Origin of the sequence: Mangrovibrevibacter kandeliae (assembly GCF_024519155.1) — a bacterium.
GTDB classification, from domain to species: Bacteria; Pseudomonadota; Alphaproteobacteria; order Rhizobiales; family Rhizobiaceae; genus Mangrovibrevibacter; species Mangrovibrevibacter kandeliae.
Window position 1 is genome coordinate 1 of sequence record NZ_JANIFJ010000010.1, and the last position, 18,428, is coordinate 18,428.

The 18,428-nt window shown below is 70.3% G+C and carries 18 protein-coding genes; 11 read left to right on the forward strand and 7 right to left on the reverse strand.

Annotated elements, in window-relative coordinates:
- Positions 1–330: 330 nt before the first annotated feature.
- Positions 331–987: a helix-turn-helix transcriptional regulator gene (locus tag NPA30_RS18585; RefSeq protein WP_256804304.1), complete on the reverse strand. Its 657-nt coding sequence runs from the start codon at positions 985–987 to the stop codon at positions 331–333.
- A 190-nt stretch (positions 988–1,177) separates the two neighbouring features.
- Between NPA30_RS18585 and NPA30_RS18590 the strand changes: the two genes are divergently transcribed.
- A complete protein-coding gene (locus tag NPA30_RS18590; RefSeq protein WP_256804306.1) occupies positions 1,178–2,191 on the forward strand; it encodes a YihY/virulence factor BrkB family protein in 1,014 nt (337 codons plus the stop codon).
- A 49-nt stretch (positions 2,192–2,240) separates the two neighbouring features.
- Here NPA30_RS18590 and NPA30_RS18595 read toward each other — a convergent pair whose 3' ends face one another.
- Complete coding sequence (locus NPA30_RS18595) at positions 2,241–2,711, reverse strand: MerR family transcriptional regulator (protein WP_256804307.1); 471 nt, start codon at positions 2,709–2,711, stop codon at positions 2,241–2,243.
- A 261-nt stretch (positions 2,712–2,972) separates the two neighbouring features.
- Here NPA30_RS18595 and NPA30_RS18600 point away from each other — a divergent pair, with 261 nt between their 5' ends.
- The 3 genes from NPA30_RS18600 (at position 2,973) to NPA30_RS18610 (ending at position 8,710) form a co-directional block, all read left to right on the forward strand.
- Complete coding sequence (locus NPA30_RS18600; RefSeq protein ID WP_256804308.1) at positions 2,973–6,761, forward strand: peptidoglycan-binding protein; 3,789 nt, start codon at positions 2,973–2,975, stop codon at positions 6,759–6,761.
- A 237-nt stretch (positions 6,762–6,998) separates the two neighbouring features.
- Positions 6,999–7,925, forward strand: a complete 927-nt coding sequence (locus NPA30_RS18605; RefSeq protein WP_256804309.1) for a sulfite exporter TauE/SafE family protein — start codon at positions 6,999–7,001, stop codon at positions 7,923–7,925.
- Positions 7,925–8,710 (forward strand): TIGR02186 family protein, encoded by a 786-nt coding sequence (locus NPA30_RS18610; RefSeq protein WP_256804310.1) that lies wholly within the window; start codon positions 7,925–7,927, stop codon positions 8,708–8,710. The genes NPA30_RS18605 and NPA30_RS18610 overlap by 1 nt, the downstream gene beginning before the upstream one ends.
- A 42-nt stretch (positions 8,711–8,752) precedes the next feature.
- Here the strand turns inward: NPA30_RS18610 and pdeM are convergent, their stop codons facing one another.
- A complete protein-coding gene (gene pdeM / locus NPA30_RS18615) occupies positions 8,753–9,472 on the reverse strand; it encodes a ligase-associated DNA damage response endonuclease PdeM (protein ID WP_256804311.1) in 720 nt (239 codons plus the stop codon).
- Between the two features lie 221 nt (positions 9,473–9,693).
- Here pdeM and NPA30_RS18620 point away from each other — a divergent pair, with 221 nt between their 5' ends.
- The 5 genes from NPA30_RS18620 to NPA30_RS18640 are packed head-to-tail and all read left to right on the forward strand — an operon-like array spanning position 9,694 to position 11,877.
- Complete coding sequence (locus tag NPA30_RS18620; protein ID WP_256804312.1) at positions 9,694–10,137, forward strand: EF-hand domain-containing protein; 444 nt, start codon at positions 9,694–9,696, stop codon at positions 10,135–10,137.
- Complete coding sequence (locus NPA30_RS18625; protein WP_256804313.1) at positions 10,134–10,319, forward strand: hypothetical protein; 186 nt, start codon at positions 10,134–10,136, stop codon at positions 10,317–10,319. The genes NPA30_RS18620 and NPA30_RS18625 overlap by 4 nt, the downstream gene beginning before the upstream one ends.
- Positions 10,316–11,032 carry an RNA polymerase sigma factor gene (locus NPA30_RS18630; protein WP_256804314.1) on the forward strand — a complete coding sequence of 239 codons (717 nt, stop codon included), beginning with the start codon at positions 10,316–10,318 and terminating at the stop codon, positions 11,030–11,032. Before NPA30_RS18625 ends, NPA30_RS18630 begins: the two co-directional genes overlap by 4 nt.
- A 1-nt stretch (position 11,033) precedes the next feature.
- Positions 11,034–11,486 (forward strand): hypothetical protein, encoded by a 453-nt coding sequence (locus NPA30_RS18635; RefSeq protein WP_256804315.1) that lies wholly within the window; start codon positions 11,034–11,036, stop codon positions 11,484–11,486.
- 1 nt (position 11,487) lies between these two features.
- Positions 11,488–11,877, forward strand: a complete 390-nt coding sequence (locus NPA30_RS18640; RefSeq protein WP_256804316.1) for a periplasmic heavy metal sensor — start codon at positions 11,488–11,490, stop codon at positions 11,875–11,877.
- Positions 11,878–11,889: 12 nt separating this feature from the next.
- On the opposite strand, the gene NPA30_RS18645 is transcribed toward NPA30_RS18640, so the two are convergent.
- The 3 genes from NPA30_RS18645 to NPA30_RS18655 form a co-directional block, all read right to left on the reverse strand.
- The gene (locus NPA30_RS18645) at positions 11,890–14,418 is read right to left on the reverse strand and encodes a ligase-associated DNA damage response DEXH box helicase (RefSeq protein WP_256804317.1); all 2,529 of its coding nucleotides are present in this window, start codon (positions 14,416–14,418) and stop codon (positions 11,890–11,892) included.
- A 43-nt stretch (positions 14,419–14,461) separates the two neighbouring features.
- Positions 14,462–15,097: a YitT family protein gene (locus NPA30_RS18650; RefSeq protein ID WP_256804318.1), complete on the reverse strand. Its 636-nt coding sequence runs from the start codon at positions 15,095–15,097 to the stop codon at positions 14,462–14,464.
- Between the two features lie 102 nt (positions 15,098–15,199).
- Positions 15,200–16,216 (reverse strand): class I SAM-dependent DNA methyltransferase, encoded by a 1,017-nt coding sequence (locus NPA30_RS18655; RefSeq protein WP_256804319.1) that lies wholly within the window; start codon positions 16,214–16,216, stop codon positions 15,200–15,202.
- 141 nt (positions 16,217–16,357) lie between these two features.
- On the opposite strand from NPA30_RS18655, the gene NPA30_RS18660 reads away from it, so the two are divergent.
- On the forward strand, positions 16,358–16,774 hold the full coding sequence (locus NPA30_RS18660; RefSeq protein WP_256804320.1) for a cytidine deaminase: 417 nt from the start codon (positions 16,358–16,360) through the stop codon (positions 16,772–16,774).
- Positions 16,775–17,070: 296 nt separating this feature from the next.
- Here the strand turns inward: NPA30_RS18660 and NPA30_RS18665 are convergent, their stop codons facing one another.
- The gene (locus NPA30_RS18665; protein ID WP_306229015.1) at positions 17,071–17,466 is read right to left on the reverse strand and encodes a winged helix-turn-helix transcriptional regulator; all 396 of its coding nucleotides are present in this window, start codon (positions 17,464–17,466) and stop codon (positions 17,071–17,073) included.
- A 185-nt stretch (positions 17,467–17,651) separates the two neighbouring features.
- Between NPA30_RS18665 and NPA30_RS18670 the strand changes: the two genes are divergently transcribed.
- Entirely contained in the window at positions 17,652–18,428 is a 777-nt protein-coding gene (locus tag NPA30_RS18670; protein WP_256804323.1) for an SDR family oxidoreductase, read from the forward strand.

The following is an 18,428-nucleotide window of genomic DNA, read 5'->3' on the forward strand; positions in this document are numbered from 1 at the left end:
CCTCGAGCGGCCACCAGCAGCAGGCGCGCCGCGCCGCGAGCCGGCCGAGCGCCGCGCGTCCGGCGGCTCGTGCCGCCGCGCCGCGCCCGGTGGCGCAGCTGAAGACGGTCGGCACCGGCGGCGCCGCACCGAAGGTCGCTGCCTCCGAGGATGGCTGGGAGGAGTTCTGAGCCAGCCGGCAGCCGGCGGACGACCTCCGGTCGTCCCGCACTGCAGGACGTGTCACGAACGCCGGGTCCGAGCCGCATGCTCGGTCCCGGCGTTCGCGTTTGAACAAGAACGCTCACCGGTTCGGCCGACAGGCCCCGCGAGCAGGCGAGCGGCTCGCCGCTATTGGCTCGCCCAGAGAATGCGGGCGATCCACTCGATCTCGTCGACCCGGAACTGGCGGTCCGGGTAGGCCGGATTGAGCGAGGCGAGGTCGATGGTGCGCGCGGTGCGGCGCTGCAGGACCTTGGCCATCACCTCGCCGGCGCGGGTGCGCACGACCACACGGTCGCCCCGCCGCACGGCCGCACTCGGCGAGACGATGATGACGTCGCCGTCGCGATAGAGGGGCATCATCGACTCCCCCGAAACCTCGAGCGCGTAGACGGGTTCGTCCGCGGACGGGGAGGGCAGCGCGATCTCGTCCCAGCCCTGACCGGCGGGGAAGCCGGCGTCGTCGAAAAAGCCGCCGCCGCCTGCCTCCGCGAAGCCGAGCAGCGGCACGCCGAGAGCCGGCACCGTTGGCGACTTGCCGACACCGCTCGCAGCACCGCCGGTGACGAAGCCGGTGAACTCCTCGACGCTGGTCCCCGTCGCCTGCATGACCTTGGCGATCGATTCCGTCGACGGCCAGCGGGGGCGCCCGTCGCCGGCCAGCCGCTTCGACTTGTTGAACGTGGTCGGATCGAGCCCGGCCCGGCGCGCGAGACCCGAGGGCGTCATCTTGTGACGCGCCGCAATGGCATCGATCGCGGCCCAGACCCGTTCGTGGGAGAACATCGGCACACTCGGTCGTGCGGGTGGAAGGAATTAAGTCCTTTGAGAGTTCGCTTCTAGGACAGGGCCGGGCGCGAGTCCAGCATGCGCCCGGCCGTCGGGTCGTCGATCCTCGAGCCTCTCGGAACCTTGACGAAAACATGTCATTGTCGGGAAACGCCGGGAGTGCGGCGTCTGCAACCGACGGAGCTCCATGAGTCTCAGATTCGCGCCGAATTCGACGGAGGAGACGCGGCGGCGGGCGAGCGAGCCGGGGCGCGGCCGCGACGCGGCGCTCCCGTCGCAGATTCCGTGGAAGGGCTGGAAGGACATCCTCTACCGGATCTACCTGTCCTTCTTCGAGGATCGGGTGATGCTGATCGCGGCCGGCGCGACCTTCTATCTCCTCCTGGCGCTGTTTCCCGCCCTTGCCGTCTTCGTGTCGCTCTACGGCTTCGTCTCGGATCCCGTCACCATCCGCGACCATATCGCCTTCATCGGCCAGTTCCTGCCGCCGGCCGGCACTGAACTCCTGCAGGGCCAGCTCGAGACGCTGACCAGCCAGGACCCGGCGTCTCTCTCGCTCGGCTTCCTCACCGGCCTCCTGTTCTCGCTGTGGAGCGCCAACAACGGCATCAAGACGCTGTTCGAGGCGATGAACGTCGCCTATGGCGAGCAGGAGGAGCGCAGCTTTCTCAAGCTCAACGCCGTCGCCTTCTGCTTCACGCTGGGAGCGGTCCTGCTCGGCATCTTCATGATCGCCATCATCGGCGTCGTGCCGATCGTGATGAACCTGCTCGGGCTGCAGAGTCTGACCGACTGGCTGATCGCCGCGATGCGCTGGCCGGTCGCCTTCGCCCTGATCGTCGGCGCCATCGCCTTCGTCTACCGCTTCGGCCCGAGCCGCAACCGGGCGCGGTGGAGCTGGGTGATCCTCGGCGCGATCATGACGACGCTGGTCTGGCTGGTCGTGTCGGCCGGCTTCACCTGGTATCTCGGCAATTTCGCCAACTACAACGCGACCTATGGCTCCCTGGGCGCGGTGGTCGGCTTCATGATGTGGGTGTGGATCTCGTCGCTGATCTTCATCATCGGCGCCGAGGTGAACGCCGAGATGGAGCACCAGACCGCGCTCGACACCACGGACGCGCCGGAAAAGCCCCTCGGCGCGCGGGGGGCGAGGGTCGCCGACACGATCGGGCGCAACTCGTCGCGGCGCAAGTCCTGAGCGGCAGCGTCAACGGCTCTGCGTCGTCGCGGCCGCTGCGGCGCCGGTCTCAGACGTCGGCTTCCGCCATCCGCCGCCGGATGTGGTCTACCGTCACCTCCATCGCCTGAAGCGAGGCCTCAATCTCGGCCTGCTGGTCGCGCAGCACCTGCTGCTGCTCCTCGAAGCGCTCGAGCGCGACGTCGAGTGCGATCCGCTTGCCGTTCGGCTGGTGGTAGACCTCGATCAGCTGCTTGGCCTCGGTGAGCGAGAAGCCGAGCGTCTTGGCGAGGAGAATGAGGCGCAGCCGCGCCCGGTCGGCGCGCGAATACAGCCGCGTGGTGCCGCGGCGCTCGGGCTTGAGGAGCCCGCGATCCTCGTAGAAGCGCAGCGTGCGCAGCGTCACGCCGAACTCCTTCGCGAGGTCGCCGATCCTGAAGACCGCCTGCTCCGGCTCCGGGTCCTCGCGCAGGCCGAGCAGGAAGTCGACGTCCAGCGTCAAGGCAGCGCTCGAATCCTCGATACGGTCGAGTTGGGTCATCCCATCAGCTCCGTTCTTCTTATTTTTGGCGAACTGCGGTGATGTCGGGGAGGGGCAGGACCGCCGCGCCGCAATATCGAGATGAGCGCGCCGCTTACAAGACGCCGCGCCGCTTCGCAATCCAGCCTCGCTCCGTCTTGCCTTACTAAATCCTGAACGAGACACGTGCTCGTTAACCATCCGTTTGCAACTGCGGGACGAGTGTCGTGACCAGATGACCCACAACGGGCGGGTCGCCCAGAAGCTCCGAGGACCGCGCTTATGGCCCCTTCAGCCAAGACTTCCCAGCAGTTTTGGACCGAGCCGGGACGCGAGACCGAGACCTCCTCGCTGTCCACGCTCAGCCGGACGCTGGAGGATCTCGAGGCGAGGCTGGCCTTGCTGTCGCCGCAACGCCGGGCGCGGCAAGATGCCGCCCTGGCGCCCGCCGCAGCCTCAGTCCGTCATGATCCGTCTGCCGCCCTGCGGGAGCGGGACGGCGCTCTCGGTTCGAGCGCGTCGCCGCTGACCATGACGCCGCGCCAGCCGGCCTATCCGGAGGACATGACGGCCTTGCCGCGCGGCGCCGAAGCGGCGCGCGAGCGGCCGCAGCCGGCGGCCGAGGCCGAGCGCCAGGAGGCGCTCGACCGTCGCTTCCGTGAGCTCGCGCGAGAGCTCCAGGAGCTCACCGCCACCGGATCCGGCTATTCGGTCGTCGCGTCGGTCTCGGAGGAGCTGCAGCGGCTCCGTGCCGAGCTGTCCGGCGAGCTGTCGCAGCGCTTCGAGCCGAACTTCCGCGCCATGCGCGAGATGCTGGCCGACCTGCGCGAGATGATCGGCAGCCGGGAAAGTGCGCAGGTGATCTCGCAGGAGATCCACCGCGTCAGCGAGACGCTCGAACGCCTGGCGCAGGATGGTGCCGAGGGTTCGACGCTCGCCGCACTGCGGTCCGAGCTCACCGAGATGCGCGATCTCCTGGCTCGCACCGCCCGCGAGGAAAGCCTCGACGTGGTGGGCCGCCGCTGGGACGAGATCGAGCATCGTCTGGCCGACCAGGCGCAGCGCAGCAGCGAGGCCGACCACGACATCAAGCGCGAGCTGGTGCGCCTGCGCGATTCGCTGCAGTCGCTGGCGAGCGAGGATCAGGTCCGGGCCGTCGAGCAGCGCTGGGCGGAGTTCGAGACGCGCTACCTCGACGGCGAGCCCGCCGGCGGCGGCGAGGGCCTGTCGCGCATGCTCACCGGCGAGTTCGAGATGCTGCGCGGCAAGCTGGAGGAACTGGCCGGCCACCAGGCTCGACTGGTGGCCGACGAGCGCTGGGGTGCGCTCGGCGACACGTTCGCCTCCAAGGACATCGAGGCGTCCATCCGCGAGCTTTCGGGGCGTATGGAGCAGATCGAAGCCTCGCTCGTCCGGCTGCCCGAGGCGCTGCCGCTGGCGCAGCTGGAGGAGCGCATCCATGCGCTCGCGCTCGGCATCGATGCCCTGGCGCGCGAGCAGCCGCAGGTGGCCGACGACGAGCAGCTCGGCATCATCGACGACCGGCTCGACGAAATCTCGCGGGCGATCGTGGCCCTGTCGCTGCAGGCGCCGGCCTTCGACATGGCGCCGATCGAACGGATCGAGGCGCGCATCGCGGCGCTGACGGCGCGGGTCGACAAGATCACCGACGAAGGCGAGCTCGACACCGTGTCGCAGCGCGTGGCCGTCCTGGCCTCCCGGTTCGAGGCCTTGGCCGACGCGCCGGGTGCGGAAGAGCTGACCCAGCGGCTGCAGGCCTTCACCGACCGGCTCGAAGGCTTCATCGGCGAGAACGAGGCGGGCGTTCAGCCGGACGTCGCGGCGATCGAGGCCCGGCTCTCGGCGCTTGCCGCCCGGCTGGAGGCCGCCGTCTCGCCGCAGGTCGACAGCTCCATCGTCGAGGCGCTGGAGGCACAGATTGCCCGGCTGTCGCAGCAGCTCGGCGGCATGCCCGTCGCCGGTCCGCAGGACATCGATCCCGAATTCGAGCAGCGCCTGATCGCCATCGAGCAGAAGCTGGACGAAAGTCGCGACGGCATGCTCGCCTCGGCGCGGGCGGCGGCCGACGAGGCCGTCGCACGCATGCTCGAGCATGGCGACCGCCGCGAGAGCGAGCACGTCGCGCGTCTGTCGGACGACCTGCGCGCGCTGGAGCGCCTCGCCCGGGAAACCGACGATCGGGCCAATGACGTGTTCGAGGCCGTCCACTCGACGCTCCTGAAGATCGTCGAGCGGCTCGACCTCATCGAGGACGAACTGGGCGCGCAGGCCCGTGTCGAGTTCGAGGCCGCAGCGGCGGAAGACGAGGCGCTGGAGCGGGCGCGCGTCGAGATGCCCGCCTATGCCGGTCGCGATGCCGGGCCGGCCGAAGCCGCAGGCCTCGACCTCCTGGAGCGCCCGGAGACCGTCAAGGACGGTCAGGGGCCGAGCGTGAGGGCGCTTGGGCTTGAGCAGGTCGAGGCGCCGTCGCTCGACGTCGCCGACATTCTCGACCTCAACGAGGCGAACCAGCCGCTCGAACCCGGCTCCGGCGCGCCCAACGTCGCCGCGCTCCTGGAGCGGGTGCGAGCGGAGCGCCAGGGCGAGCCGCAGCCGGCCGGCAAGGCCGACTTCATCGCCGCCGCCCGCCGCGCCGCATTGGCCGCAGCGGCCGAGGCGCAGTCGCTGCGCACCGATCCGCAAGAGCCCGAACCGCGCAGCGGCCGGAGCCTCTCGGAGCGTCTCTCGCACCGCCGCAAGCCGATCCTGATGGCGGTCGGCGCAGTTCTGCTGGCGCTGATGGCGCTGCCGATGGGTCGCGCCTTCCTCTCCTCCTCGCCCGAAGAGGGCACGGCCGATCTCGGCACGGTCTCCGGCGAGGACACGAGCACGCCGCAGATGCCGGCGCCGGCCGACATCCCGTCGATCACCGCGGCCGAAGCGCCCGAGGCGGATGCGCCCGCTGCAGTGGCGGACCTGCCTGCGCCTCCCTTCGTCCCGACCATCCCGACCGATCAGGTGGCCCCGGCTGGCGCCGATGCCGGAGAGCCCACCGAGGACGCGCCACAGCCGGCCGCGACGGCGCCGGCGGCCGTCCCGCCTGCAGCCGCGGCCGCCCCTGCGGCGGCCTCGGACCCCGCAGCGCCGGACGGCCCGACGCTCGGCGAGGCGACCAGCCGGCTGCCGGCGAGCGTCGGCGACACGCTTCCCGCGGTCCCGGAGGGTTTTGCCAACGCCGAACTCGCGTCGGCCGCGACCTCCGGCGACCCGCGCGCGATGTTCGAGATCGGCCTGCGCCTCCTGGAAGGCCGGGGCGGCGAGCCGCGTCCGCAGGACGCCCTCCTGTGGTTCGCCCAGTCTGCCAAGCGCAGTTTCGCGCCGGCCCAGTACAGCCTCGGCGCGCAGTTCGAGAAGGGCAACGGCGTGGCCCGCGACACCGGCGCGGCGCGCGACTGGTACCTGCTCGCCGCGCGCCAGGGCAACGTCCGGGCGATGCACAACCTCGCCGTCCTCTACGCCACCGGCGTCGAGGGCGTGTCCGATCCGAAGAGCGCGGCGCAGTGGTTCGAGAGGGCTGCCGACTACGGCATGCGCGACAGCCAGTACAATCTCGGCATTCTCTATGCCCGCGGTGCGGGCGTCGACCAGAACCTGCGCCAGTCGTTCAAGTGGTTCGCGATCGTCGCCAAGGCGGGTGACACGGACGCGGCGGAGAAGCGGGACGAGATCGCCAAGTCTCTGACGCCCAGTGTCCAGAAGAGCCTGACCGCCGAAGTCGACGCCTGGCAGGCTCTGCCGCGGGTCGATCAGGCGAACTCGGTCGAGGTGCCGGCCGCGTGGGAAGACAAGCCGGATCCGACCGAGACCGGCAGTGTCGACATGAAGCGCGCGATCCGCAACATCCAGGCGATCCTGATCAAGCTCGGCTACGATGCCGGCACGCCGGACGGTGTCGTCGGCACCAAGACGACGACGGCCATCCGCGCCTTCCAGAAGGACACCGGCATGGCAAGCACCGGCACGATCGACGAGCCGCTGATCCGCGCGCTGTTGCAGCGCAAGGACGGTTGACGATTTTAGCTCGACCGCGGCCCAAGGTGGTTTGACAGGCAAAGGGGTTCAGGCCAAGACGGTCCGAGCCCCTGCCGTCGTTTCAGCGATCGAACATCCGCCGTTTCGTCTGCTCGCGCCGAGGTCGTTGCCCCGCCCGGGGCCGCCGCCGCGTACCGCGATGAACCGGTCTGTAAACTCCCGGAGCGCATAGTCTTTCGCAGTCAGTGATCCAGCAGCCATGAGCCCGGGGCCCGCGTGAGCTTCTACCTTCCCATCGCCGAGATTTCGGTCAACATCCTGGTGATCGTCGGGATGGGTGCGGCGGTCGGGTTCCTCTCGGGCATGTTCGGGGTCGGCGGCGGGTTCCTGATCACGCCACTGCTGATCTTCTACAACATCCCGCCGGCGGTCGCGGTGGCCACGGGCGCCAATCAGGTGATCGCCGCATCCTTCTCGGGCGCGCTGGCGCACTACCGCCGCGGCACGATCGACCTGAAGCTCGGGCTGATGCTGCTGATCGGCGGCGCCGTCGGCTCGGTGCTGGGCGTCTTCCTGTTCACCATCCTGCGTCGCATCGGCCAGCTCGACCTCATCGTGTCGCTGCTTTACGTCGTGTTCCTCGGCACCGTCGGCGGGCTGATGTTCGTCGAGAGCGTCAGCGCGATGCGCCGCGGCGGAGGCTCGGGCGAGGTCGGGCGGCGCTCCGGCCAGCACGGCTGGATCCACCGGCTGCCGCTGAAGATGCGCTTCCAGCGCTCCAAGCTCTACGTTTCGGTCATCCCGGTCCTCGGCATCGGCGCCTTCATCGGCATCCTCGCCTCGGTGATGGGCGTCGGCGGCGGCTTCATCATGGTGCCGGCCCTGATCTACCTGCTGCGGGTGCCGACCAGCGTGGTCGTCGGCACGTCGCTCTTCCAGATCATCTTCACCGCCGCGGTGACGACGATCCTCCAGGCCAGCACCAACTACAATGTCGACATCGTCCTCGCCTTCCTGCTGATGATCGGCGGCGTCGTCGGCGCCCAGTTCGGCGCGGACGCGGGGCGGCGGCTGCGCGGCGACCAGCTGCGGGCGCTGCTCGCCCTTCTGGTTCTGGCCGTCTGCATCCGCCTCGGCGTCGAGCTGGTGGTCTATCCCGGCGAGCTCTACTCGATCAGCCTGCCGAGCGGGGAGAGCGACTGATGCGGGCGATGGCGTTCGGCCTGCTTCTTGTCGTCGCCCTCCTCGCGGCGGGTCGGGCGGCGCTGGCGCAGTCGCCCGAGACCTTCGAGATCGGCCTGTCGACCGATTCCATCTCGATCACCTCGGACTTCGCCGGCGAGCGCCTCGTCATCTTCGGCTCGCTCGACAACGCCGACCAGAAGATCCTGCGGCAGGGCGGCTACGACATCATCGTCGTGCTGGAGGGCCCGCGCCGGCCGGCGGTCGTGCGCGAAAAGGACCGGGTGCTGGGACTGTGGATCAACCGCGGGTCGGAGAGCTTCGAGACCGCGCCCTCGTCCTACGCGCTGGCCTCGACACGGGCGCTGCGCGACATTTCGGGCTCGGGCATCCTGGAGCAGCTCGGGATCGGGATCGACAATCTGCGGCTCGGGTTCAACCGGGTGCCGGGCACCGCGAGCCCCAACCGCGACCAGTATGCCGCGGCGCTGCGCCGCCTGCGCGGCGAGGAGGGTCTCTACCGCGAGACGACGGCGGCCGTGCAGTTCGTTAGTCCCTCGCTGTTTCGCGCCGAACTCGCGTTGCCGGCGGCGCTGCCGGTCGGCCAGCATCTGGCGCGCGCCTTCCTGTTCCGCCGCGGCGAGTTCCTGCGCGAGCGCTCCGAGCCGCTGTGGGTGCGCAAGGCGGGCTTCGAGAACTGGATCTTCGAGTTCTCCAAGGACAACGGCTTCGTCTACGGCATCCTGGCCGTCGCGCTCGCGATCTTCACCGGCTGGTTCGGCCGGCTCGCCTTCAAGCGCGACTGACGCCGTCGGCCTGCCGCAACGTGTCCTTCGGGTCGCCGCCGTTCAGCCGCGGGCGAGGGCGGCGAAGCCGATGGCGAAGATCCGGCTGGTGCCGATGACGTAGGCCTTGGCCGCTTCCAGCCTGAACAGGCCATGGAAGGCGCGGTCGAGCACGTTGAGGCCACCCGTGGTGACGCCGAAGGATGGCATCACGAGGCGCGAGCCGTCGGTGGCGAAGCAGGCGCCGCGGGTCGAGCGGCCACCGCCGCTGACGCGGGCGACCGGGTGGAGGTGACCCGCGATCTCGCCGGCGCGCGGGGCCGGTGTCGGCTCGTGACGGAAGACCAGTCCGCCGACCGCGCGCTCCTGCCGGGTTTCGCCGCCGATGAGGGCCGGCGGCTCCGGATCGTGGTTGCCGGCGATCCAGGTCCAGTCGCGGCCGGCCATCAGCCGCGTCAGTGTTTCGCGGAAGGCGGCCGGCATCAGCGCCGCTCCGTGCCGGTCGTGGAACGAGTCCCCCAGGCAGATGACCTGCTTCGGCCGGTGCCGCTCCAGCGCGCTCTCGAGCAGCGCGAGCGTCATCGCCGTGTCGTAGGGCGGCAGGAGCATGCCGCGGCGCGCGAAGGCCGCGCCCTTTTCCAGATGCAGGTCCGAGACCACCAGGAGGTCGTGCTCGGGCACGACGATGACACCGGCCGGATCGCACAGCACCGCCTCGCCGTTGAGCTCGATCTCCACCGGCTCGCAGTCGACCCGCCGCAGGCGGCGAAGCATCATGGTCATGCGCGGTCTGCCGGGTCCCACCGTGATTCGTCCTTTGTTCCAATCGAATCCAAAACGTCTCTCGGCACAAGCCGTCGCCGTCGTCGCATCCCGCACCCGGCCGTAGGGAGGGCGCGCCGGCGCGTAGGAGGTCGCAGGGCGGCTCGTATCCAGAGCAGACGAGATCGAAGCGGCCCTGTGGCGAAGGCGATGCTTTCAGGGCCTGCAGCGGAGTTTCAAGCATGATGAAGCGCATGATCGTGCCGGTCGTCGGCCTCGCCGTCCTCCTCGCGGCACACGGCACAGTCCTGGCGCAGACGACGCCGATGCTCAAGCTGTTCGACCGGGCGGATGCCAATCACGACGGCCGGCTCGACAAGACCGAGATTGCCGCGGCGCGCGGGCGGCTGTTCGATCGCCTCGACCGCAACGGCGACGGCAGCCTTGATCCGGCTGAACTGCAGGCGGCGGGCCAGCGAGCCGAAGCCGCTTCCGCGCGGGTCCAGGCGGTCGCCGCTCGCCGCCTCGAGCGGCTGCAGCGCCTGGACACCGACGGCGACGGGTCGGTCTCCCGGACGGAATACATGGCGGGCCGCGCGGCCTTTGCGCGGTTGGACCGTGACGGGGACGGCGTGCTGTCGCGCCAGGAGGTGGAGGACGCAGGCACCCTGCGGCGCAAGAAGTGATACCGGATATCCTGATCTTCCTGTCCTGCTACAGCGGGAGACTGTCGAATGCCGCCCGGACGGCAACTCTGTGGCACCCACGGCGCGGCCTGCGCCTGCGCAGCGCCGGCGCCCGCAAGAGCGAGCTCGTCGAGGATCGCTGCGAGCGCACGCATGACGACCCGCAGCGTCGGATCGCATGACCGCCGTCGCCGCGGCTCGCACGTTCGAGTGGCAGGCGGTCGTCGCGATGCCGGCGGCGCGTGATGCGACGGCGACGGCGGTGAGCGAGGCGCGGGAGCCTCGCGCCGGCGCGACGGCAGGGCCACGCGATCCGGCCGGGGATGCGGCGCTTCTCGCGCGGATGGCCGCCGGCGACCAGCGGGCGCTGGCCGTCCTCGTGTCACGGCATGGCGGCGCGCTCCGGTCCTTCGCCACGCGCTTCCTCGGCAGTGCCGTCGATGCGGAGGAGGTGGTGCAGGACGTCTTCCTGCGCGCCTGGACGCATGCCGCCCGCTTCCGGCCTGATCTGGCGAGCCCGAGTACCTGGCTCTACCGGATCGCGGTGAACCGCTGCATCGACGTCAGGCGCGGCCAGGCGTTGCGTCGCTTCTTCGGCTGGGACGACGCGCTGGAGGAGGTGGCGAGCGATGCGCCCGACCCGCTGCGCGAACTGGCGGGGCGCGACGCGCTCGGCCGTGCGCGGGGCGCCATCCGGGCGCTGCCCGACCGCCAGCGCATGGCGCTCCTGCTCAGCGTCGTCACCGGGCTCGACAATGGCGAAATCGGAGCGGCGATGGCGCTGAGCCGCGGCGGTGTGGAACAGTTGCTGGTGCGGGCGCGTCGCACGCTGAGGGCCAGGCTGGACGCGGACGGCATCGAACGGGTAACGCCCGAGGACGGGCGGGAGGCATGACATGGACCGTGTGATTTTCGACGACTGCCTCCTGCGCTTCGGGCCGGACCTCGATCGATGGCCGGAGCCCCAGCGCAGCGCAGCGTATGCATTCGTCGGCGGCGATGCGGCGGCGGCGGCCCGACTCGACCGCGACGTCGCCCTCGGCGATCTCATCCGGCGTGCCAGCGCTGTCGCGCCCGGGTCGGACGCGGCGCTGGTCGGTGCGGTACTGGCCAAGGCGGCCGCGCCACGGCGGCGCGGCGCTCTTTCCACCAGCGTCATCGCGCATCTCGGCCCGCGCTTCGCGGTTCCGGCCTTTGCGGTCTTCTGCCTCCTGTTCGGCGGCGCGGGCTTTGCCATCGGCATTGCGGCGCAGAGCGAGACCAACGACGCGCTGATGAACGTCGCGGAGGGCGACTTCATGCTGATGGACGGCGGCGCCCTCGCGCTCGAACCCGGCGGGAACGGCTGAGATGCGGCGCTGGCTGATCCCCGCTCTCCTCGTCCTGTCGCTGGCCGTCAACGTCTTCACGATCGGCTTCGGCTTCGCCCGCTACTGGCCTGGACACACGCTCGCCGCGCTCGGGGCGGACGCGATCGATTCCTATCCGCGTTCGATGCGCAAGGAGCTGTGGCGCGAGGTGCGGATGAACCGCGACGAGATCCATGCCGAGCTTGCGCGGCTGAACGCAGCCCGTGCGGCCATGCGCGAGGCGATCTCGGCGACGCCCTACGACGCGGCAAGGGCTCGCGCGGCCGCCGACGACGTGCAGCGCATCACCGCCGAGATCCAGGAAAAGCTGCAGGCGCACATCCTTGCCGCGGCCGGCCGCGCGCATGGCGAGGACGTCGCGGCGCAGTAGGGGTAGGGCGCCTCATCCGAGCGCCCGCTCGATCAGCTCGGCCTCCGCCGCTTCGGCGAGCAGGTCGTCGCGCGCCTCGCCGGCAACGCTCTCCCGTCCGATCTCCAGCATGATCGGCACGGCCAGCGGCGAGACCTGATCGAGGTCCCTGTGCACGATGTGGTGCTTGATGCGGGCGAGGAGGTCGGAGACGCGCTTGACGTCGAGGAGCCCGGTCGCCGCATCCGCCCAGGTCGCCTTGAGGAGCAGGTGGTCCGGCTCGTGGACGCGCAGGACGTCGTAGATGAGGTCGGACGACACCGTCACCTGCCGCCCGGTCTTCTCCTGCCCGGGGTGGCGCTTCTCGATCAGGCCGGAGATCACGGCGCACTGGCGGAAGGAGCGCTTGAGCAGCCAGGAGTCGGACATCCAGCCTTCGAGGTCGTCGCCGAGCATGTCCTCGTCGAACAGGGCGTCGAGCGACAGGAGCCCGTTGTCGATCATCGCGCCCATGTCGCCGAGGCCCCAGATCGAGATGGCGTAGTCCGTGGCGACGAAGCCGAGCGGGCGCGCTCGGGCCCGCTCCAGCCGGCGCGTCAGGAGCATTCCGAGCGTCTGGTGCGCGATCCGGCCCTCGAAGGGATAGATCACCATGAAGAAGCGCTTGCCGTTGGGGAAGGTCTCGATCAGGAGCTCGTCCGCCTTGGGGATGACCGACTTCTTCTGCTGGATCGCCAGCCAGTCGGACACCTGGTCGGGCAGCGCCCCCCAGCGGGCCGGGTCGGCGAGCATCGCGCGCACCTCGGCTGCGAGGAAGGTCGTCAGCGGGAACTTGCCGCCGGCATAGGAGGGGATCTTGGCGTCGGCGTCGGGCGCCTTCGAGACGAAGCAGGTGTTTTCGAACAGCGTCTCGAAGCGCAGCACCTGGCCGGCGAAGAAGAAGGTGTCGCCGGGCTCCAGCGACTCCACGAAGCTCTCCTCCAGCTTGCCGAGCACCGGCCCGCCGCGCGACAGGCCGCTCCGACTCTTCCTCGACACCATCCGCACGTCCAGCATCGGCGCCTCGAGGATGGTGCCGGCATTCAGCCGGTACTGCTGGGCGATGCGGCCGTTGGCGATGCGCCAGGTGCCGTCGCTGGTCTTGCGGATCTTGGCGTACTGCTCGTAGACGCGCAGCGCGTAGCCGCCGGTCGCGACGAAGTCGACGACCTGCTCGAAGGTCTCCCAGTCGAGGTCGCGATAGGGCGCGGCGGAGGTGATCTCCTCGTAGAGCGCCTCGGCCCGGAAGGGCGCGGCGACGGCCATGCCGAGCACGTGCTGGGCGAGGACGTCGAGCGCACCGGCCCGCAGCGGCGGCGAATCCTGCGCGCCGAGATAGTTGGCGTCGAGCGCCGCCTTGCACTCCATCACCTCGAAGCGGTTGGCCGGCACCAGGATCGCCCGCGACGGCTCGTCCATGCGGTGATTGGCGCGCCCGATGCGCTGGGCGAGGCGCGAGGCGCCCTTCGGCGCGCCCACGTGGATCACGAGGTCGACGTCGCCCCAGTCGATGCCGAGATCGAGCGTCGAGGTCGCGACCACGGCCCGCAACCGGTTCGCCGCCATCGCCGCCTCGACCTTGCGGCGCTGGTTGACGTCGAGCGAGCCGTGGTGGAGGGCGATCGGCAGCGTCTCCTCGTTCACCCGCCACAGCTCCTGGAACAGCCGCTCGGCGTGGTTGCGGGTGTTGACGAAAAGGAGCGTCGTGCGGTGCGCCTTGATCGTCTCGTAGATCTCCGGGATCGCATAGGTGGAGGTGTGGCCGCGCCAGGGCACCCGCTCCTCGGAGTCGAGGATGGTGATGATCGGCTTGGCGCCCCCGTCGACGGTGATGAGGTCGGCCTTGGGGCGCGCGTCCGGCCGCTGCGCCACCAGCCACTCGCAGAGCTCGTCCGGGTCCGACACCGTCGCCGACAGGCCGATCGTGCGCAGCCCCGGCTGCAGCGTCCTCAGCCGCGCGAGGCCGAGCGCCAGGAGGTGCCCGCGCTTGGAGGCGACGAGCGAGTGCAGCTCGTCGAAGATGACGTAGGTGAGATCGGCGAAGAAGCGCTCGGCGTCCTTGGCGGCGATGAGGAGCGCCAGCTGCTCGGGCGTCGTCAGCAGGATGTCCGGGGGTTTGAGCTTCTGGCGCTGGCGCTTGACCTGGCTGGTGTCGCCGGTGCGCGTCTCCAGCGTCACCGGCAGGCCGATCTCGGCGACCGGCGTCTCGAGGTTGCGCTGGATGTCGACCGCGAGCGCCTTCAGCGGCGAGATGTAGAGCGTGTGGACGCCGCGCTGCGGCTCGCCGGGCTTGGCCTTGCCGCGCCGCGACAGGTCGACGAGCGCCGGGAGGAAGCCCGCCAGCGTCTTGCCGGCACCCGTCGGCGCGATCAGCAGCGCCGAGGCGCCGCCCTCGACGCGGGCGAGGAGATCGAGCTGGTGCAGGCGCGGCTGCCAGCCCTTCGCCGCGAACCAGCGCAGGAACGGCTCGGGCAGGGCGAAGGGAGCCGTCTCGGGCTCGATGAGGGCAGGGTGCGCGGTCACGGGAGTCAGAGGTATGACTCGGCCTGCGCCTCGCCAAGGACCCTCAGCGTGCCGTGTAGCGGTCCGTGCGGTGGTTGATCGCCAGGAACAGGTTGTAGACGAGGGCGCCGAGCACCGAATAGGCGATCTTGTCCGGCGTCAGCACCGTGAAGGACAGTGCCAGGATCGCCATGTCGAAGCCGAGCTGCACGTAGCCGGCGCGCCAGCCGAAGGTCTCCTGGCAGAAGAAGGCGAGGATGCCGATGCCGCCGAGGCTCGCCCGGTGGCGGAAGAGCGCGAGGAGGCCGAAGCCGAGGAGCAGGCCGGCCAGGATCGCGCCGGTCAGCCGGTCGACGAAGGCGAAGGTGATCAGCTGCGGCTGGACGGCGGTGATCAGCGACAGGAGCGCGATGGCCGCGAAGGTCTTCAGCGTGAAGCCCAGCCCCATGCGCCCGATGGCGAGGAGGTAGAAGGGCAGGTTCACCACGAAGAAGACGAGGCCGAAGTTCCAGCCGGTCGCATAGGTGATGACGAAGGCGAGGCCCGCCGTGCCGCCGGTGAGCAGGCCGAGGAAGTGCAGGATGCCGATCGACAGCGCCGAGATGACGACGCCGGTGAAGAGGCCCTGCGCGTCCTCCAACGGCGTGTGGTTGGTGGCCGACGACGTCCAGTCGCCGAGCGAGCCGAGCTGCACTCTCATGTCACGAATACTCCTGTGCCGCAGGACCGGACGGCGCCGGCGCTCGAGATCTCGCAGGGCAGCATAGCCTGCGGCACGCCGCCCGCGAGAGGCGGGATGCGGTCAATGAAGCGACGGACGGGGGGCCTCCTCGAGCGCCGGCGGCGTCGCGAGCAGGGTCGCATCGGCAAAGGCCGGCAGGAGGGTCGGGAGCGTTTCGGCCGGCGCCGGCGCGAGCACGACGACGAAGCCATCGACGTCCTCGCCGCGGTCCTGCCGCAGCACCGTCTCGCGGCAGACGCGGACAGTGAAGCCTTCGCGCTCGGCCAGTGCCTCGAGACCGGCGCGCGAGTGGGCGAAGCGCAGCGAGTCCCGCAGGACGAAGGTCTCCGGCCCGCCGTGCGCCTCGACGGTGAAGGCGAAGAGCCCATCCGCCGTCAGCGCCTGGCGCACCCGGCGGAACGCGGGCGCGAGGTCGCCGAGATAGATCAGGACGTCGGCGGCGGTGACGAGGTCGTAGCGGCCGCTTTCGCCCGGCTCGGCGACGGCGACGTCGCCCGCGCTCAGCCGGTCGTAGACGCCCTTGGCGCCGGCCTTGGCGAGCATGCCGGCGGAGAGGTCGATGCCGGCGAGGTGGCTGACCGACTTGCGCAGGCGCTCGCCCATCAGGCCGGTGCCGCAGCCGAGGTCGAGCGCTTCGGCAAAGCGCCTGGCGGGGTGTCCAAGCTCGCCGAGGGCGGTGAAGATCGCCTCCGGCGCGCGGTAGCCGAGCGTCTCGACGAGCGCGGTGTCGAAGCGGTCGGCATACTGGTCGAAGAGGCCTGCGACGAAGGCGGCGGGCGCCGCATCCGGCAGCGGCGCGAGACCGGCCTGCGCGAGCTTCAGCTCGGCGCCGAAGCGATCGGCCGCGTCGAGCCGGAGCACCGTGCGCCACGCGCCTTCCGCCTCCGCCGCAAGCCCGGCGACACTGGCGAATTCGGCCAGGCGGAACCAGCCGGCGGCCCACGCAGGCGCACGCTCCAACGCCTGACGCATCAGGTCGGCCGCGGCGGCGGGATCACCCGCTTCCGCCAGCATGTGGGCATAGTCGGCGCGGCGGTCGGCGGTGGGATCGCCGGACGAATGGATGCTGAAAGCCAAGGATGGATGCTCCGGAGGGCGGCGCGGATATGCGCTGCCGCGATGCGAAGCGCAAGGGGCCTCGCGCGACACGCACAGCCGCGTGCCAGCCTGGAGGCAAGATCCATGCTAAGGCACGAGGATTACAGCCGGGAGCACCACATGTCTGCCCACTCGATGACCGATGACGATCTCGTCGCCGCGGCCCGCGCGATCATCCGCAGCCGCTACGCGCCTGGTCGCCACGCTGTCGGCTGCGCCCTGCGCACGCGTTCGGGCCGGATCTATCTCGGCGTTCATCTGGAGTGCCATGTCGGGCGGGTCTCGGTCTGCGCCGAGGCGGTGGCGATCGGCCGCGCGGCGACGGATGGCGAAGGCGGCGCGATCGAAGCGATCGTCGCAGTGAGGCAGGCCTCAGCCACCGACGAGGCTCCAGGCGTCGTGTCGCCTTGCGGCATGTGTCGGGAAATGATCAGCGACTATGCGCCAGCGGCCATCGTCCTGCTGGCTTCGGACGACGGTCCGCGCCGCGTTCCGATCACGGAACTGCTGCCCGAGAAGTATAGGCGCGACGGTTGAGCTCGGCGTTCGGCGCTGTGGGTTGCCCGGCCCGCTGCCGAGTCTCCTTCTGGGCAAACCTCGCCCATCGCCGAGGCACTCCCTCATCCCCTGCTGGGACTTCTCCCCAATGGGGAGACGAACGCGGTTTCGGCCCCTTCCGCTTTCAACCGTTCGGGAGCGCCGGCGGACGAGCGCCCTTCTTCTCCCCGACGGGGAGAAGGTGCCGAGCGCAGCGAGGCGGATGAGGGGGCGGCAGGCGTCCGTAGCCGTGTCCGAGGGCGAAAAGGCGGCTCCGTCGTCTCCCGCCTTCCGAATCACCCCCTGCCGCGCGCCTCGAAGGCCGCACGCGCCGCCGCGATCCGCTCGCGGTGCTCCTCGGCCCAGATCCAGACCCCGCAGAAGGCGGCGCCGAGGCTGCGTCCGAGTTCGGTCAGTTCGTAGTCGACATGCGGCGGCACCACGGGGTGCACGGTGCGGGTGACGAGGCCGTCCGCCTCCATCTGCCGGAGGGTCTTGGTCAGCATCTTCTGGCTGATGCCGCCGATGAGGTCGCCGAGCCGGGTGAAGCGCAGCCGCCCGTGCTCCTCCAGCGTCTCGATCGCGAGCATCGTCCACTTGTCCGCCACCCGCTCGATGATCGCGCGCACCAGCGCTTCAAGCGCCGGATCGCTTGCCTGCGGCGGCGGCGGCAGGGGTGCGGCCCGGAGCAGATCCACGAAGGCGCCGCGACGGCTCGGGGCAGCTGAACTCCTTGGCATTGCTGACACTCTCCCTCAGGTGCGTATCGATCTTCCGGGTGCCTACTTTCCCTCGGCGCGTGGCGAACATAGCTTCCGCCGTGTTCCGGCCCAAGCCGTTTCGGCAGGCCGACCGAATTCCAACAGGAAGATCCCCCATGCAGATGACCGGCAACACCATCCTCGTCACCGGCGGCGGCACCGGCCTCGGCCGCGGCCTCGCCGAGGCGTTCCACAAGCGCGGCAACACCGTGATCATCGCGGGTCGGCGCAAGTCGGTGCTGGATGACGTCACCGCAGCCAATCCCGGCATGTCTGGCCTGGTGCTCGACATCGCCGACCCGCAGTCCATCGCCCTCTTCGCCGATCGTATCGTCACCGAGCATCCCGCGCTCGACACGGTGATCCACATGGCGGGGATCATGCAGAACGAGAACCTGAAGAAGGGCTCGACGCTTGCGACCGCCGAGGCGACCATCGCGACCAACCTCCTCGGCCCGATCCGGCTGAACGACGCGCTGCTGCCGCACCTCCTGTCGCGGCCGAAGGCGACGATCATGACGGTCACCTCCGGGCTCGCTTATTTGCCGCTGGCGATGACGCCCACCTACAGCGCCACCAAGGCCGCCATCCACGCCTGGACGCTGGCCCTGCGCTACCAGCTGCAGGACACCGGGATCGACGTGCTCGAACTCGTGCCGCCGTATGTCCGCACCGGGCTGATGGGCGAGCGGCAGGCCAACGACCCGCACGCGATGCCGCTGGAGGCGTTCACGGCCGAGGTGATGGGCATCCTGGAGGCCCAGCCGGACGTGCAGGAGATCCTGGTGGAGGCCGTCAAGCCGCTGCGCTTTGCCGAGCGGAGCGGGCAGTTCGACGAGGCCTTCAAGGCGCGCAACGACATGCTGATGAAGGTGCGCGGCGCCGAGTTCTAG